At 59.9% G+C, this 15,994-nt stretch carries 15 protein-coding genes; 8 read left to right on the top strand and 7 right to left on the bottom strand.

Features of this window, described 5'->3' with window-relative positions; genetic code table 11:
- Positions 1 to 58: 58 nt before the first annotated feature.
- Positions 59 to 775: a DUF5684 domain-containing protein gene (locus LOH53_RS03865; RefSeq protein WP_230066416.1), complete on the top strand. Its 717-nt coding sequence runs from the start codon at positions 59 to 61 to the stop codon at positions 773 to 775.
- Here LOH53_RS03865 and LOH53_RS03860 read toward each other — a convergent pair.
- Genes LOH53_RS03860 through LOH53_RS03840 form a run of 5 tightly spaced genes read right to left on the bottom strand, consistent with a single transcriptional unit; the run spans position 758 to position 5,057 of the window.
- Entirely contained in the window at positions 758 to 1,069 is a 312-nt protein-coding gene (locus LOH53_RS03860; protein ID WP_230066415.1) for an AzlD domain-containing protein, read from the bottom strand. The two genes, LOH53_RS03865 and LOH53_RS03860, sit on opposite strands and share 18 nt — an antisense overlap.
- Positions 1,066 to 1,953, bottom strand: coding sequence for an AzlC family ABC transporter permease (locus LOH53_RS03855; RefSeq protein ID WP_230066414.1), 888 nt, complete (start codon positions 1,951 to 1,953; stop codon positions 1,066 to 1,068). Before LOH53_RS03855 ends, LOH53_RS03860 begins: the two co-directional genes overlap by 4 nt.
- Complete coding sequence (locus tag LOH53_RS03850; RefSeq protein ID WP_230066413.1) at positions 1,926 to 2,324, bottom strand: DoxX family protein; 399 nt, start codon at positions 2,322 to 2,324, stop codon at positions 1,926 to 1,928. Before LOH53_RS03850 ends, LOH53_RS03855 begins: the two co-directional genes overlap by 28 nt.
- A gap of 12 nt (positions 2,325 to 2,336) precedes the next feature.
- On the bottom strand, positions 2,337 to 4,145 hold the full coding sequence (locus tag LOH53_RS03845; protein WP_230066412.1) for a glycoside hydrolase family 15 protein: 1,809 nt from the start codon (positions 4,143 to 4,145) through the stop codon (positions 2,337 to 2,339).
- Between the two features lie 60 nt (positions 4,146 to 4,205).
- A complete protein-coding gene (locus LOH53_RS03840) occupies positions 4,206 to 5,057 on the bottom strand; it encodes a glycerophosphodiester phosphodiesterase (RefSeq protein ID WP_230066411.1) in 852 nt (283 codons plus the stop codon).
- Between the two features lie 22 nt (positions 5,058 to 5,079).
- On the opposite strand from LOH53_RS03840, the gene LOH53_RS03835 reads away from it, so the two are divergent.
- Positions 5,080 to 6,378, top strand: a complete 1,299-nt coding sequence (locus tag LOH53_RS03835) for a DUF445 domain-containing protein (protein WP_376991418.1) — start codon at positions 5,080 to 5,082, stop codon at positions 6,376 to 6,378.
- An 84-nt stretch (positions 6,379 to 6,462) separates the two neighbouring features.
- On the opposite strand, the gene LOH53_RS03830 is transcribed toward LOH53_RS03835, so the two are convergent.
- Together LOH53_RS03830 and LOH53_RS03825 are read right to left on the bottom strand one after the other, a co-directional pair.
- Positions 6,463 to 7,320 carry a hypothetical protein gene (locus LOH53_RS03830; RefSeq protein ID WP_230066410.1) on the bottom strand — a complete coding sequence of 286 codons (858 nt, stop codon included), beginning with the start codon at positions 7,318 to 7,320 and terminating at the stop codon, positions 6,463 to 6,465.
- Between the two features lie 62 nt (positions 7,321 to 7,382).
- Positions 7,383 to 8,027 (bottom strand): alpha/beta hydrolase, encoded by a 645-nt coding sequence (locus tag LOH53_RS03825; RefSeq protein WP_230066409.1) that lies wholly within the window; start codon positions 8,025 to 8,027, stop codon positions 7,383 to 7,385.
- 202 nt (positions 8,028 to 8,229) lie between these two features.
- Here LOH53_RS03825 and LOH53_RS03820 point away from each other — a divergent pair, with 202 nt between their 5' ends.
- The 6 genes from LOH53_RS03820 (at position 8,230) to LOH53_RS03795 (ending at position 15,833) form a co-directional block, all read left to right on the top strand.
- A complete protein-coding gene (locus LOH53_RS03820; RefSeq protein WP_230066408.1) occupies positions 8,230 to 9,018 on the top strand; it encodes a DeoR/GlpR family DNA-binding transcription regulator in 789 nt (262 codons plus the stop codon).
- Positions 9,015 to 9,977: a 1-phosphofructokinase family hexose kinase gene (locus tag LOH53_RS03815; RefSeq protein WP_230066407.1), complete on the top strand. Its 963-nt coding sequence runs from the start codon at positions 9,015 to 9,017 to the stop codon at positions 9,975 to 9,977. The genes LOH53_RS03820 and LOH53_RS03815 overlap by 4 nt, the downstream gene beginning before the upstream one ends.
- A 1-nt stretch (position 9,978) precedes the next feature.
- A complete protein-coding gene (locus tag LOH53_RS03810) occupies positions 9,979 to 12,009 on the top strand; it encodes a PTS fructose transporter subunit IIABC (RefSeq protein ID WP_230066406.1) in 2,031 nt (676 codons plus the stop codon).
- A 25-nt stretch (positions 12,010 to 12,034) separates the two neighbouring features.
- On the top strand, positions 12,035 to 13,753 hold the full coding sequence (ptsP, locus tag LOH53_RS03805) for a phosphoenolpyruvate--protein phosphotransferase (protein ID WP_230066405.1): 1,719 nt from the start codon (positions 12,035 to 12,037) through the stop codon (positions 13,751 to 13,753).
- A 31-nt stretch (positions 13,754 to 13,784) separates the two neighbouring features.
- Positions 13,785 to 14,060: an HPr family phosphocarrier protein gene (locus tag LOH53_RS03800; protein ID WP_230066404.1), complete on the top strand. Its 276-nt coding sequence runs from the start codon at positions 13,785 to 13,787 to the stop codon at positions 14,058 to 14,060.
- 177 nt (positions 14,061 to 14,237) lie between these two features.
- Entirely contained in the window at positions 14,238 to 15,833 is a 1,596-nt protein-coding gene (locus LOH53_RS03795) for an MFS transporter (protein ID WP_376991414.1), read from the top strand.
- The last annotated feature ends 161 nt before the right edge of the window (positions 15,834 to 15,994 follow it).

The raw sequence follows: 15,994 nt of genomic DNA, 5'->3' as shown, positions 1-15,994 counted from the left end.
TCTTCATGGGGACCACTGCCCATTGTTTGCCTGTGCCAGCACACTATAGGGTTCTAGTATGTTCGCCTCATCTCTTGCCACCATCCTTGGTGCCGCCGACGACTATTACTACTACAGCGATACAACGAGTAATCCTGGCCTCACCACGGCCTCCATTCTTCTGGGCCTTTTTCTGTATCTCCTCCTCTTCGTGGTGGCTTTTGCCGTCGCTGGAATCATGTGGGCCGGCGTCTTCGCCAAAGCGGGGCACGCCAAATGGAAAGCGTTTGTTCCTTTTTATAACCAGTACATTCTGGTCAAGATTGCTGGCCGCCCGGATTCATACTTTTGGTTACAGTTCATCCCATATGCGGGGTTGTACTGGTCAATTGTCACGCTCAATGGCGTCTCCAAGTCTTTTGGTAAGGACTCCGCTTACACAGTAGGACTGGTATTCATTCCCGTAGTATTCGCCACTATGCTCTCCTACGGCAGCGCCGCCTACCTGGGCCCGGCCGACCTTTGGGCCGGACAGTACCAAAATCCGCAGCAGTACGGCCAGCAAGACCCGAACGCGCAATACGGTCAACAGCAGTATGGCCAGCCTGCACAGTATGGCCAGCAGCAGTACGGCCAACCCGCTCAGTACGGCCAACAGGACCCGAACGCCCAGTACGGCCAACCCGCTCAGTACGGCCAACAGGACCCGAACGCCCAGTACGGCCAACAGGACCCGAACGCATCTCAAGATCCCAATGCACCGCACAACCCATACGGATCAGGGCCAACCGCCTAGTCTCAGCACAGCGGCAGCGAGCGCACCAGCCAAGACCACCACCAAAAACGGTGCCTTGAGCCAAAGCGCAATTGCTGCCGCTGCCAAGGCACCGACGCGGGCATCTAGGACGACTGCAGTACCACTGGCCGCCGCGTTAGCGACGGTTAGTGATGCCAATAGGCCAATGGTCAGCGTGCCAGCCACCCGAGACATCCTCGGGTTTGCCAGGATCTTGGCTGGCACTAAATATCCGAGCAGCTTCGTCAGGTAAGCGATCGCCGCTGCGATCAGAACCCACCACCACAGGTTCATATCTGCTTCCTAGTCATAGGAGTCACTTCCCCCACCAGTCCAGCACTCTCCGGCGGGCAGTTCTCAACCGCGGCGATGTTCATCCCGGTGGTCTGGGCTGCGGTGACAGATTGCACCAGCTGGCCGACGTCGTGCCTGTAGGGCGGAAGATCGGGCTCCATGCCATCACCAACATGGCCGGGCGCATGAGATGGTGTGCGCCCCTGCCGGAACCAGCCGATGAGTCCGGCGACCAGCGCAGCAAGTAATATGGGCACACCCGGCGGCACAAGCGGTACGGCCAGCAACGTCACCACGGCGCAGACCACGGCGATCGCCGCTGCTTGGAAGCCTTTGATGCGTGGCCATAGCAAGCCTAAAAACGCCGCAACCGCCGCGCCGTCTAGACCCCACTGCTTAGGATCGCCCAACGCGTTGCCGATGACGGCGCCCACAGCGGTCATGACATTCCAAAAAATGAAGATCCCGACCCCCGCTACCCAGAAGCCCCGCTTTTGCTCGACAGGATCGGACTGGCCGGTTGCGGTAGCGGTTGATTCGTCGATCGTCAGGTGCGCGGCTACTAGCCTCCGCCAGCCCGTAGGACGCATGATGGCATTGAGTTGCATGCCGTAGACGCCGTTACGAATCCCCAGTAGGGCCGACGCGCTCATGGCTGCCACGCCGGTGCCGCCTCCGGCGATCACACCGATGAACGCAAATTGTGATCCGCCGCTTAGGAGCAGCAGGCTAAGAGCCATCGTTTGCCATAGCGAAAGCCCCGATGCCACCGACAGGGCACCAAAGGACACACCGTAGAGCCCGGTAGCGATGGCGATTGAAGCGCCAACTTTTGCAGCAGGAGAATCCCTGAGCTTCACGGACGGCGCGCGCTCAAGGCCCATGCGATCAGAGGTACTTGCAGTGGCAACCGCAGCATGTGGATACGTTGAGCTTGCGGTGAACCGTTTGGCCCGAAAGCGCGGCGAAGCGCAGAAACGTGGCCTGCGGTAAAAGCCGTGAACATGAGAGCAGTGGCGGTTGCAGCAGTTTTCCGTTTCGAAGGAACTAGCAGACAAACTGCGCCCAGGGCTTCCGGTACGGCAGATGCCAAGACCCACCTATGGCGCGTCATGACACCTAGCTTGCCACCCTTGTCCGTGCAAAGAACTGGTGGCACCACGGGGTAGTAGAACGCCGGCTTACGCAAATGGTTAACTGCGCTGGTTCCTAAGAGTGCTGCAAGTGCCCACGTACTGACTGTTCGTAATCTCATCTGCCTATGCTTTCACGTCCGGGCGTCCGCTTCCATGCTCAGCTGCTCGGTGCCATGAAGTGCATCGGCCGCTCGGACCAGCGCAAGGTGGGAAAAGGCTTGGGGGAAGTTGCCGGCCATACGGGACTGGTCGGCGTCGTACTCCTCGCTGAGCAGCCCCAACTCGTTGGCGAAACCGACTAATTTATCCATCAGCACCGTCGCTTCCTCGCGCCGGTCAGAGTGGGCGTATTGCTCCACCAACCAGAACGAGCACGCTAGGAACGGGTGCTCCCCCGGCGTCAGGCCGTCGTCGCTGTTCTCCGTCCGGTAACGCATAAGCAAGCCGTGAGCGTCTAGAAGTTCTTTTTCCATCGCCGCCACGGTGCCGCCCATTTCCTTTGAGTCATACGCGACGAACCCCACCTGGGGGATCACCAGGAGGGACGCGTCAGTGGTAGTCCCGCCATAAGTCTGCGTGAAGGAATTCAACGATCGGTTGAAACCATGTTCCATAATCTCCGCGCGCAGCTTTTCGCGTAAGCCCTCCCAGCGCTCCACCGGTCCTTTCAACCCGTGGTCCCGTACGGCCCGAACACCGCAGTCAAAGGCCGCCCACATCATGACGCGTGAATGCGTGAACTGTTGCAGGTCCCCGCGCATCTCCCAAATACCGTGGTCAGGTTCGTTCAAGTGCCGCTCCACAAATTCCAGCATTGCCTGCTGCAAGGGCCAAGAGAAATGGTCCTCTTTCCCACCGGAGATCCGCAGCTTCTCCAGGGCCACTAGGACCTCGCCCACCACATCCGCCTGATATTGACCCACAGCACCGTTACCGATCCGGACTGGAGCCGCCCCTTCGTAGCCGGGCAGGTGTGCTAGTTCGTTCTCGACGAGGTTGCGTTCTCCGGAGAGCCCATACATGATCTGAAGATCTTCCGGGTCCCCTGCCACGGCGCGCAAGAGCCAGTTTCGCCACTGTAAGGCCTCAGTTTCATAGCCGTGCGTCAGCATGGCTTCAAGCGTCAAGGCGGCATCTCGCAGCCAGCAGAACCTGTAGTCCCAGTTCCGGCTGCCACCAAAGTCTTCCGGGAGGGAAGTGGTGGGTGCCGCCACGATCCCTCCGGTGTCCTCGTGGGTTAGTGCCCGCAGAACCAGCAGCGAGCGTTCCACAAAGGGTGCCCACGTACCGTCATGGCTACAACTGGAGCCCCATTCGGTCCAGTAGTCCAGGGTCTTTTGGAGTGCTGCATCCAAGTCGAGCGGTCCGGGAAGGGGGCGATGAGACGGGTACCACACGAGCTCTTGTTCCACCTTTTCGCCGGCGCTGACGGCGAAGTTCCCGGCGTGTTTATGGTCCACAGCTCGGGGTAGTTCGCTGCCCCGCAACAGGACCGCGTCAGGCCCGGCAACAGCCAAGAGGGCGGTATGTCCGTCCAGGCCATTGACCCGGCGCATCCAGGGAAGTACCTTGCCATAGCCCGGCCGAATTACCAGTTCCTGCTTGAACTCTACGGTCCCGGTGAGGCCTTCCACGCGCCGTACCACCGATGCCCGCCGGTCCTCCGTGGGCATATATTCCGTGACGCGGGCTGAGCCCTCGGCGCTTTCCCACACCGTTTCCAAGACGAAGGTGCACCCCACATAGCTACGGCTGACGACAGTGCCTGCCACCGGGGCAAGAAGCCACCGTCCATGGTGTTCATTGCCGAGCAATGCCGTAAAGATCGAGGGAGAATCAAAGCGCGGAAAGCACAACCAGTCAAGGCTGCCGTCCCGGCCAATCAGCGCTCCGGTGTGGAGGTCTGATAACAGTGCATAATCTTCGATGCGTGATCCCATGAGTCCATGCAATCACATGAGTATGGGTTCATGGTGAAAGGCTGCCGTGCTCTCACCTACTCAAGCATCAGCCAAGAGGGCCTTGATGTCTGCGGGTCGGTTGGTGGTTACCTCCTCCATGCCGGTAGCCAGGCATAACTCTAAATCTGCCCCCGAGTCCACCGTCCAGACCCGGAAGGTGTGCCCTGCAGCCCTCCAGCGGGCGATGTTCTTTTGGTTCGCACGCACATATTCGACGCTGGGGCCGACAATGTGAGCAAGCCCGTCGTCCAGCAGTTTCTCCGCCACCTCCCTAGCCATCCGCAGGAGCGCCAACAACTCGTGCTCGGCGGGGCCGCCAGACGCCGGTTGCGTACTCACTCTTTCGTCTTCCAGCAGTTGACACAGCCTCTCCGCCGGGATCTGTTGGGCCAAGTACGCCACAGCTTCGGGGTGAAAGCTCATAAAGGAAACGCGCACGTTCTCCAGCGTGGAAGTCTGCGCGGACCAGCCGCGCGAAGCGAGAGCAGCCAGCGTGGCGTCGACCAGAGCCGGGTCAAAAACTGCCCCATATTTGAGTTCAATGGCCAATCCAATCGGCCGGGTTGCGCTGGCCAAAATATCTATCAATTCCGAAAGAGTGAGGAATTGCTCGCCCACACCGCCAGATTCTGCCGGAATCTGCGCGCCCTTCCACGAACTAAAGTCCAAAGACTTTAGCTGTGCCAGAGTTAGGCCGGCCACCTTTCCGGTGCCATTGGAAGTTCGGTCCACCTCCTCGTCGTGAACCAACACCAACACCCCGTCGGCACTTAGCTGGAGGTCACACTCAACCCCGTCTGCGCCGTCGGCCAGGGCCTGCACGTACGCGGCCCTTGTGTGCTCGGCAAAACGCGCACTGGAGCCGCGATGGGCATAAATTTTCACTGGCATGGCACCACGCTACGCTTGCACCATGGCACCAACACAACCTTCTGGCATGCTCCCCGCTCCGACGAAGCCCACGGCCTCACCCTCGGATGTGGCCAAAGCACAGGCACTTGCGCGCATGAAGAACATTGCACTGGGTTTACTCATTGCCATGGCCGTCATTTTTTGTTTCGCGTTTGCACTTCAACCACGTTTCCCCTGGCTGGATTATGTCAGGGCCGGCGCCGAGGGTGGCATGGTAGGCGCGTTGGCTGACTGGTTTGCCGTCACAGCACTCTTCAAATACCCCATGGGAATCAAGATCCCACACACTGCAATCATCCCTAACCGCAAGGATGAAATTGGGGCTTCGCTGGGTGAGTTTGTGGAAACCAACTTCCTCTCCGAGACCGTAGTGGCGGACAAACTCGCCTCGGCGCAGATTGCCCAAAAAGTCGGCGCCTGGCTCTCCAAGCCGGCCAGCGCCCAGCGTGTTGCTACGGAGGGTGCCGCAGCGTTGCGCGGAGCCATCACTATTTTGAATGACGACGACGTCCGCGACGTGATTGAATCAATGGTCCGCAAGCATCTGGTGGATCCGCCCTGGGGCCCTCCCATCGGAAAGGTCACGGAGCGCTTGTTTGCAGAAGGACATCATCATGCGCTCGTGGACTTGCTCGTCGACCGGTCCACGGATTGGATCGAGTCAAATCATGACACCGTTGCCGGTCTTGTCACTGAACGATCGCCTAGTTGGGTGCCGCAATTCGTCGACGGTTTGGTGGGAGACAAAATTTACACCGAACTGCATAAGTTCGCCCGCGCCGTTCAGGACGATCCCCACCACGAGCTTCGGATCCAGTTGGATAACTACCTCAAGGATCTGGCCCAAGAACTACAACATGACCCCGCCATGATCGCCAAAGCCGAATCCATCAAGACCCAGGTGCTAGGTGACCCTGAGGTCCGTGAGCTGGCGGGCCGCTCATGGGAGGCCATCAAGACAGCCGTTTTCACCGCCGTCGACGATCCCGAGAGCGAACTGCGGCGGAAGTTCACGGCCGCAATCCAAGACTTTGGTGGGCGCCTGGCCGGAGATGTGGAACTGGCGCAAAAGGCCAATGCCTGGATCTCCGACGCGGCATCGTATTTGGTCCGAACCTACAAGCATGAGATCGCCTCCATCATCACGGATACTGTGGAGCGTTGGGACGCTGTGGAGACGAGCGAGAAGATTGAACTTCAGGTGGGCAAGGACTTGCAGTTCATCCGCATCAACGGCACCGTCGTGGGTTCGCTGGCTGGGCTGGCTATCTTCGCCGTCGCCACATTCATTTTCCACTGACCGGACACTGGGATCCCCCAACTGACCCGCAAAAGATGCTCAATTTAGGGTCGGGAAATCGCTTTCCAATGCATCTTTTGCGGGTCAGTTCTTAGCAGGCTTAATCTTCTTGGTCTTGGGGGCGTCAAGTTCACTCATGAGTGCTGCAGGGATCGCAATAGGAGCAGGGCCAAAAGCGCGGTGTGCGGACTTGATGACCGCCTTGCCCATCATGTAATTACCCGCACCACCGACGGCAGCGCCAATTCCAAAAGGCAGGGCCTTGCCGATGACCGAGGCCCCACCCTTGACCGCCACCTTCTTCAGGAATTTCTTTTGCATAGTTCCCGCCACAGTTTTCACGGCAGAAATGGGCATACTTTTACTCACGGTATTGCCCCAGGCCTGCATGGGTGTCCTGCCGTTACCTAGGGCATGCCCGGTCAAGCCCGCCAGCATAGCCGTACCTTCGTCACCTAAAATGACGGCCATCACCGTGAGCTGCGCGCGCTCAGGATCAGCCAACCGAACCCCGTGAAGTTCAGCGACGGACTGCGCGTAAAGTGCTGTTGCCTCCAAGAAAACCACAGTTGCTGCCGCTGAAATGGACAATGCCGCCACAGTTCCCACTCCCGGGATAATGGCCGTGGCACCAATCGCGGCGCCTCCCGTGCCCACCCCGTTGAGGAAATCGCGTTCCAAGCGCTGGCTCAATTCAAACGCCGTTGCGTGCGGGTATTTTTTGCGAAGTCGTCTCAGATTTGCCAGCACTAAGGGGCGCTGGACCTCAACCGCTTTCAGGAGCATGCTGTGAACAGCCGGCCGGGGCTTACCTTTGTCATCAAACGCAGCCGTCGCGGCGAGACCGACCGCCGGGTTGCGCTTCTTAACGCGGCCTGCACGTCCGGACTGGACATCGTCCCCGTAGCTGCGCCCCATCATTTCCACATCTTTACGCACCATGTGATCCCCTCAAGATTGGCTGGCTACCAGCGTAACCGGCAACTCGGCTGTTTGACTTTCCACTAACCGGCGTCCGCAACAAATGAACCTGGTACGTGGCCGGTAAGAAAGGACGCCACGTCGCGCAGCTCGGTGAAACTAATATTGTGCCCCAGCCCGTTATAGCTGACGCTACTCAGGTCCGTGTTCGATTCGAGCCAGTCGGCCGTGAACGTTGTGGCATCGGCATTGATAACAAGATCTGCCGGGTCTTTGGCCCATAGGAAAGGGATGCGCGTAGGCAGCGGCTCCATGGCGCCTAGTCGATGGTTGTCCAGTACGAATCCGGATAGCCCAACTCCGGCAATAAACCCTTCGGGGCGCAACCGCAGTAGTGTCGTCGCCATGGCCATGCCTTGGGAGAATCCCAGCACGGAGACGGAACTGAATTTATGCCGATCCATGGCCGCATCCAGCCAGGCGAAAAGTCCACTGGCAGCAGCGACCACCTCGGAGAAATCGTTGTCCAAGAAATAGTCGAGCAAAAACCACCCAAAGTCCCCCGAAATCTCTCTCGACGCCCGGGGCGCTGCACACGTAAAACCTTTGGGCATCGCATCAAATACGCTTGACATGCGCTTTTCACTTGACCCGTATCCGTGCAGCATCAGCAGCAGCGGCGTACCTTCACGTTCTGATTCAGGACGAGACCACTCAACGGCTTCCATCTAGCCAGTCTGGCACAAGCCGAATGCCCACAGCCAGAATTTGCTCACTACCAGTGCGCCCTCGGCACCACACAATTTCTGCGTTTGTGTTGTTATGTCTTGACAAAGAAAGATAAACACAGATAAGGTCAAATTAAACAACATGTTGTGATGCTCGTCACCCATCAGCGAAGGGTGTGGCAATGAAGGAAAAGGGATACTCGTGTTTGCAGAAGAACGCCACCAACTCATCGCCGAACGCGTCGTGGTTCAAGGCCGCGTAGGCGTCAACGAACTGGCAGACCTCTTTTCCGTCACACAAGAAACCATCCGTCGCGACCTCGCCGCTCTCGAGGAGTCGCGGACACTGCGCCGAGTCCATGGCGGTGCAGTTGCCCTGGACAAGCTCAGCCGTTCTGAAGCGAGCCTGATCGAGCGGGAAGGACAGCGGTTAGAGGAGAAGCTGCGGATCGCCAACGCAGCAATGACGCTAATCCCCGCCGCACAAACCGTATCCATCCTTCTCGACTCCGGAAGTACCACGGCCGCCTTAGCCCAACAGCTTGCTCACTGGACTGCCGAGCAGGACGGTGACGAGCTCCTGGTCATCACCAATTCCTTACCCATCGCCGCATCCCTGGGGACCAACACGCACCTCTTGCTGGACATTCTGGGCGGTCGAGTCCGCGGACTGACCAGTGCCGTGGTCGGCGCTCGCGCCACCGAACAACTCGGAGGCCTGCGTCCAGACATCGCTTTCATCGGGGCCAACGGCATCCACGCAGGATTTGGCCTGAGTACTCCGGATCCCGTAGAGGCAGCCACCAAGTCCGCGATGGTCCACGCCGCCCGCCGGGTAGTCATTCTCGCTGACGGATCCAAGCTCGGTGTGGAAACCCTTGTCCGCTTTGCCACTCTCGAGGAGGTGGACACGTTGATCACCACAACGGAGCCCTCCCCCGATCTGGGCTCGGCCTTGGAAGCCGCCGGAGTTGAGGTTGTGCTGGCATGATCCTCACTTTGACTCCCAATCCCAGTCTTGACCGGACCATCGAGCTCGCGGGCCGGCTAGAACGCGGAGAAGTCCAACGTGCCGCTGCCACGTCCGCACATCCCGGCGGCAAAGGCGTGAACATCGTCCGGGCGCTCTGTGCCTCTGACATAGATGCCTTGGCCCTGCTTCCCGGAGACCCCGGAGACCCCGTCATAACGGCCCTCCGGAAAGAACGCATCCCACATCTTTCCCTGCCGATCGGCGGCCCCCTTCGCAGCAACGTCGCCATCACCGAGCCCGACGGAACCACCACCAAAGTCAACGAACCTGGCCCCGAACTCACACCTGCCCAGGTGACAGCGCTACTAGAACTCACTGTTTCCCAGTCCGACGGCGCAGCCTGGCTCGTCCTGGCCGGTTCCTTGCCGCCGGGGGCACCAGTTGATCTGTACGCCCGCTCTGTCACCGCCGTTCGTCAGGCATTTGGCACCGCAGCACCCCGAATAGCCGTGGACTCTTCAGGTGCCCCCCTCGCTGCCGTCCTAGCCGCCGCCCCGGATCTGCTCAAGCCCAATGCTGAGGAACTGGCAGAGCTGACAGGCATCGGCGACGCTATCTCGCTTGAGGCCAATCCCGAGCTAGCGGCAAGTGCCGCGCAGACATTGGTGGACCAAGGGGTGGGCGCCGTCCTGGCCACGCTGGGATCCCAGGGCGCGGTGCTCGTCACCGCCTATGGTACGTGGCTCGCTAAGGGCCCTGCCATTCTCGCCAAGAGCACCGTCGGCGCCGGTGACTGCGCGCTTGCCGGGTACCTACTTGCCGCCCTTAGAGGGGACTCTCCTGCGCAGTGCCTGCAACAAGCAGCGGCGCATGGAGGCGCCGCAGCGTCCCTCCCGGGAACACAGGTTCCCACCGCGCACCAGATCCACCCCCACGCCGTCGTCGTAACGGCCCTAACCCGCATCAAGGAAAACTAAGATGACAACCCTGATCAATACCGATTTGGTGGTGCTGGACGCCAACTTAGGCGATGACACCTCCTCCGTCATAAGACACCTTGCCACCGTGATCGCAGCTACGGGCCGCGCAACGAGCGTTGATGCCTTGTTCGCTGACGCGCTGGCCCGGGAGAACAAGACCGCCACGGGCGTGCCCGGCGGCATTGCCATCCCACACTGCCGTTCCCAGTCAGTGGTGGAGCCAACGCTTGCCATGGCCCGATTGAACCCGGCCGTCGACTTTGGCGCCAAAGATGGCCCGGCTGACATTATCTTCTTCATCGCCGCACCTGACGGAGCAGACAATGAGCACCTGAAATTGCTATCCACACTGGCCCGCTCCCTCATCAAGAAGGACTTCACCGCAGCGCTCCGTACCGCGTCGACGCCAGCGCAGATCGTAGCTCTTGTCGAAGGCGCACTCGCTGACAAGCCTGCGCCAGCAGCGGATAGGTCCGCAGCGGATGCGCCCACCGCCGTCAACACACCATCCACAATGAAACACCTCGTTGCAGTGACGGCTTGCCCCACGGGAATCGCTCACACGTACATGGCCGCCGATTCACTCATGGAGGCGGCCCGGGCCGCCGGCGTCGATCTGCAGGTTGAAACGCAGGGTTCAGGGGCGGTGACACCGCTGGATCCGGCTGTCATCGCAGCTGCGGATGCGGTGATCTTCGCCGTCGACGTGGATGTGCGTGGCAAAGAGCGCTTCGCCTCAAAGCCCGTCATCAACTCCCCCGTCAAAAGAGGCATTGATGAGCCGGCCGCCATGATCGCAGAGGCCCTGGCTGCGGCCACGGACCCCCACGCTGCGAGAGTGCCGCATTTGGGCAGCAACGGATCTGCAGCGCAGTCGGGCGTGAATTCCTCCGATGCCTCCACTGAGCATTTGGGCATCAAAGTTAAGAAGGTGCTATTGACGGGCGTTAGCTACATGATCCCGTTCGTGGCCGGCGGTGGTTTGCTGATTGCTCTTGGCTTCCTCTTTGGAGGCTACAAGATCACCGACATTGCCAGCGACGTGGTCCTTCACAACAGCCTGTGGAACCTGCCAGATGGCGGACTGGCAATCTACCTAGGCGCCGTGGCATTCACCATCGGCTCCCTGTCCATGGGCTTTTTGGTCCCGGCGCTGGCTGGCTACATCGCCTTTGGCATCGCGGACCGTCCCGGTATCGCCCCCGGCTTCACGGCAGGTGCTATCGCAGTCTTCATGGGGGCCGGATTCCTTGGCGGACTGGTGGGCGGCATCCTGGCGGGGCTCGCTGCTTACTGGATTGGCACTTGGCGAGTGCCAAGGGTTCTGCGGGGCCTGATGCCTGTTGTCATCATCCCCCTACTCGGTTCGATCATCGCTTCCGGTGCCATGCTGCTCATTCTGGGCAGCCCCATCGCAGCGCTGTCCAACGCTTTGAACCACTGGCTGACAGGCATGAGCGGAGCCTCCGCGATAGTACTGGGCATTATCCTGGGCCTGATGATGTGCTTCGACTTGGGCGGGCCAGTCAACAAGGTCGCGTACGCATTTGCCGTTGCTGGGTTGAGCGCGGGTACGGCCCTCAACCAAGCGCCTTGGGAAATCATGGCAACCGTTATGGCCGCCGGGATGGTCCCTCCGTTCGCCATGGCATTGGCCACGGCGCTGGATAAGAAGCGCTTCTCTTTGGCAGAACGTGAAAACGGCAAGGCAGCATGGTTTCTGGGTGCTTCGTTCATAACCGAAGGCGCTATCCCTTTCGCCGCCGCAGATCCTCTGCGCGTCATACCTGCCTCAATGCTCGGCGGTGCTGTCACGGGCGCGTTGACCATGGCCTTCCATGTCACCTCGCAGGCACCCCATGGCGGATTTTTTGTCTTCTTCGCGATCGGCAATCTGGCCATGTTCACCCTAGCCATCATAGTTGGCACCGTGGTGGCGGCGCTGGCCGTAATAGCCCTTAAACGTTGGGCGCTCCGCAAGCCCGTTGCTACGCTGGCAGCACAGCAACTAGTTTCCCAGAACAGCTAGAACAGTGACTTTCAAAGGAACCGTTATGCAGAGCTTTGTTGGAGTCGGAGTCACCCCGGGACGTGTGGTTGGCCCGGTGCTGATCATGCCGCCGGTCTTGAACGCACCTCCCGCCGGTGAACAATTAGCAGGTACGACGTCGGCCGCGGACGCCGTTGCGAGTCTGAAGTATGCCGCGGCCCAGGTCAAGACTGAGCTGGACGCCAGGGCTTCTAGGGCCAGCGGCGATGGCAAAGCTGTTCTAAGCGCCACCGCGCTGATGGCAACAGATCCGACGCTGATCAAGGCCGCCGTGAAGCTGATCAATGAAGGCTCCTCCGCCCAGCGAGCTATCTGGGACGCCGGAAACAACGTCGCGGCAATGCTCGCCGATCTGGGTGGCTACATGGCAGAGCGCGCCCACGACGTCTTGGACGTCCGTTCACGTATTGTGGCTGAACTGCGCGGCGTCCAGCCTCCAGTCATCCCGGACTCTGATGTTCCTTTCATCTTGGTGGCCGAGGACCTGGCCCCTGCCGACACGGCTACTTTGGACCCCGCCAAGGTCATCGCCCTTGTTACGGCCAGCGGTGGACCGCAGTCGCACACAGCCATCATTGCCCGCAATCTTGGGCTCCCAGCGGTGGTGGCGGCGACCGGCGTGCTTGCCTTGACCGAACACGAGCTGGTTTTTGTGGACGGGGGGACCGGGCGCGTGACCTCACACCCCGGCACGGCCGAGCTCGCCGCCGCTAAGAAGTGGCAGGAACAGGCGTCTGCACTCGGCACGTTCGACGGCGTTGGCCGCCTTGCCGACGGCACTCTCCTTGACCTGCTGGCTAACGTGGGCGGTACAGCCGATGCAGCGGCTGCGGCTGGCGCCAACGCCCAGGGCGTGGGCTTGCTGCGGACCGAGTTCTGCTTCTTGGGCCGTGACACAGAGCCCGGACACGATGAACAAGTGGCCGCCTACAAAGGGGTCCTGGATGCCTTTCCCGGCAAGAAAGTTGTGATTCGCACCCTCGATGCCGGTGCCGATAAGCCTCTGCCATTTTTGACCGACTCCACAGAACCCAACCCCGCCCTTGGCGTTCGCGGCTACCGCACTGACACCACATCCCCCGGTGTGCTGGCCCGTCAATTGGCAGCTATTGCCGATGCCGCTACGCAGTCCAACGCAATTGTTTGGGTCATGGCCCCCATGATCGCCACAGCGCAGGAAGCTGCCACTTTCGCTGCTCTATGCGCAGCCGCAGGACTCTCCACTCCGGGCGTCATGGTGGAGATACCCTCCGCTGCACTCACATCCCGGCATCTTCTGGACCACGTGGAATTCGCGAGCCTCGGAACCAACGACCTTACTCAATACACGATGGCAGCTGACCGTCAGCTCGGAGCATTGGCTTCGCTCAACGATCCCTGGCAGCCCGCAGTGCTGGCACTCGTTCAAGCCACCGTTGAAGGCGCCGCTGCTCAAGCTAAGCATTCCGGTGGCTCGGCTAAAGAAGCTCCCGCAGCCAAACCCGTCAGCGTCTGTGGCGAGGCTGCGGCAGACCCTGCCCTCGCCGTCGTCCTTGCAGGACTGGGGGTCTCCAGTTTGTCCATGGCGGCGCGCGCCATCCCCGCCGTGAGTTGCGTACTGCGCTCCGTCACCTCGCAAGAAGCCCGTCAGCTTGCCCATCAGGCGCTAGGGGCGAAATCGGCGCTGGCCGCGCGTGCGCTGGTTCGGGAAGCACTGCCCATCCTGACCGAACTTGGCCTCTAAAACTAAAAAACAACACTAAAAGGAGCACGTAATGAGTGAACGCACCGCAACCATTGCCAGCCGCGTTGGTCTACATGCCCGGCCCGCATCGATCTTTGCTGAAGCAGCCGCGGAACTAGGGATAGAGGTCAGTATTTCACGGCAGGGAGAGTCCGCCCAAGAGGCCTTGGATGCTTCAAGCATGCTCGCCCTTATGAGCCTTGGTGCCGAGCATGGCGACGTGGTTGTTCTGCGCGCCGACGGCCCCGACGCCGACGATGCTCTAACAGCCCTTGCCCGAATCCTCGAAACGGACCATGACGCCTAGCCACCACAGCAAGGAGCCCGACATGTAGGCATTTTTCGGCGTTTACCCCAGTATTTTGCATGCTTGACAAGCCCTATCAAAAGGGTACAAAATGGCCCATCTGCTAGAATTGGTGGTCTGCCCAAAGCGATGCAGCAGAAAGTCGCAAGCAAATGACCTCCTTAAGGGGATGAACAAATGCCCACAGACCGAAGCATGACTCAACCGGAACCTGGTGTTAAGGACACCGGCGACCGTAAGCAAACCCGGTCTAAAAAACCTCGTTTACCCAAACTTAAGAAACGCCGCCTTGATGTCGGCCACGTGAATGTCGTCAACGCCTCAATGCTCAAAAAGGCCCTTAGCGGCACCGTGGTGGGTAACACCATGGAATGGTACGACGTCGGAGTATTTGGTTACCTGATCGGCACCATGGGGCCGGTGTTCCTCCCCGATGCAGACCCTGATGTCCAGACCCTGTTCCTCTTGGGAACCTTCGCCGCAACATTCTTGGCGCGGCCACTCGGCGGCCTTGTTTTCGGCTGGCTTGGTGACAAGATTGGTCGCCAGAAAGTGCTGGCCACCACACTGCTGATCATGGCAGCCTCCACGTTCGCCGTCGGACTTCTGCCCGGATACGCGCAGATCGGCATCTGGGCAGCCGTCCTCCTTGTGGTGGTTAAGCTCGTCCAGGGCTTTTCCACAGGTGGTGAATACGCCGGTGCCACCACGTTCGTCAGCGAATACGCGCCGGATAAACGACGCGGATATTTTGCCAGCATTCTGGATCTAGGAAGCTACATGGGCTTCGCCATCGGTGCAGCTCTCGTCTCTGTCATGCAGCTGACATTGGGCCAACCCGCGATGGAACAGTGGGGTTGGCGCATACCGTTCTTGGTCGCGGGTCCGCTTGGCATTGTTGCCGTGTATTTCCGTATGAAAATCGAAGAATCCCCCCAGTTCCAAGCTACGCTTGACGCCAACGAGGAGAATTCCAAATCTGCCGCTGCTGGCGACGAAAGCACGTCAAGCGGTCCCGTTCACTTGGTCAAGGTCTTCTGGCGCCAGGTCTTGCTGGCCATGATTCTTGTGGCCGCAGCCAACACTGCCGGTTACGCGCTGACGTCCTATATGCCCACGTATCTCACCGAATCTAAGGGCTACGATCCCGTCCATGGAACACTGCTGACCATCCCCATCTTGGTCATCATGGCCCTGTGCATACCGTTGACCGGCCGTCTTTCCGATAAAGTTGGGCGCCGTCCGGTGCTGTGGGTGGGTGCCATAAGCACAGTAGTGCTGGCCACGCCAGCCTTCATACTCATCGGCCTTGGCCCCATTTGGTCCACAATGCTGGGACTGGCGCTGATCGCGTTCCCCGTGACTTTCTACGTCTCCAACCTTGCCTCCTCTCTTCCGGCGCTGTTTCCAACCTCCAGCCGGTATGGCGGAATGGGTATCTCCTACAATTTTGCGGTGGCAATATTTGGCGGCACGGCACCCTTCATCATGAAGGGTTTGATCACCCTCACCGGCAATGACATGATGCCGGCTTACTACCTCATGCTGACCTCTGCCATCGGTGCCGTGGGTGTCTACTTCCTGCGTGAATCTTCTCAGAAACCGCTTCCCGGCTCCATGCCTAGCGTCGCCACGGAGGAAGAGGCACGTGAACTGGTAGCAACGCAGGATGAGAACCCGCTGCTGGACATGGACTACCTGCCCTTTGACGACTCCTACGAGCCGCCCACACCCGGCACGGGTATTCCGATCACCGTCGGACGACCCGAGTAGTACTTCGCGGTAAGGGATCCGCAACCAAGCGATCCGCAACCAGCGACTGATAACGAAAGTGGCGGCCACCCCAACTAAGGGGTGGCCGCCACTTTCGTTATCTGCGTTCCTCAGCGGGGCTCAGTGCTCCGCGTCTTCCGCCGCAGCCTTCTTGGCATTCT

The sequence above is a fragment of the Arthrobacter cryoconiti genome (assembly GCF_020905375.1).
Taxonomy (GTDB): domain Bacteria; phylum Actinomycetota; class Actinomycetes; order Actinomycetales; family Micrococcaceae; genus Specibacter; species Specibacter cryoconiti.
The sequence above is the reverse complement of the archived record's forward strand: the minus strand, read 5'-3'. Positions and strand labels throughout refer to the sequence as shown.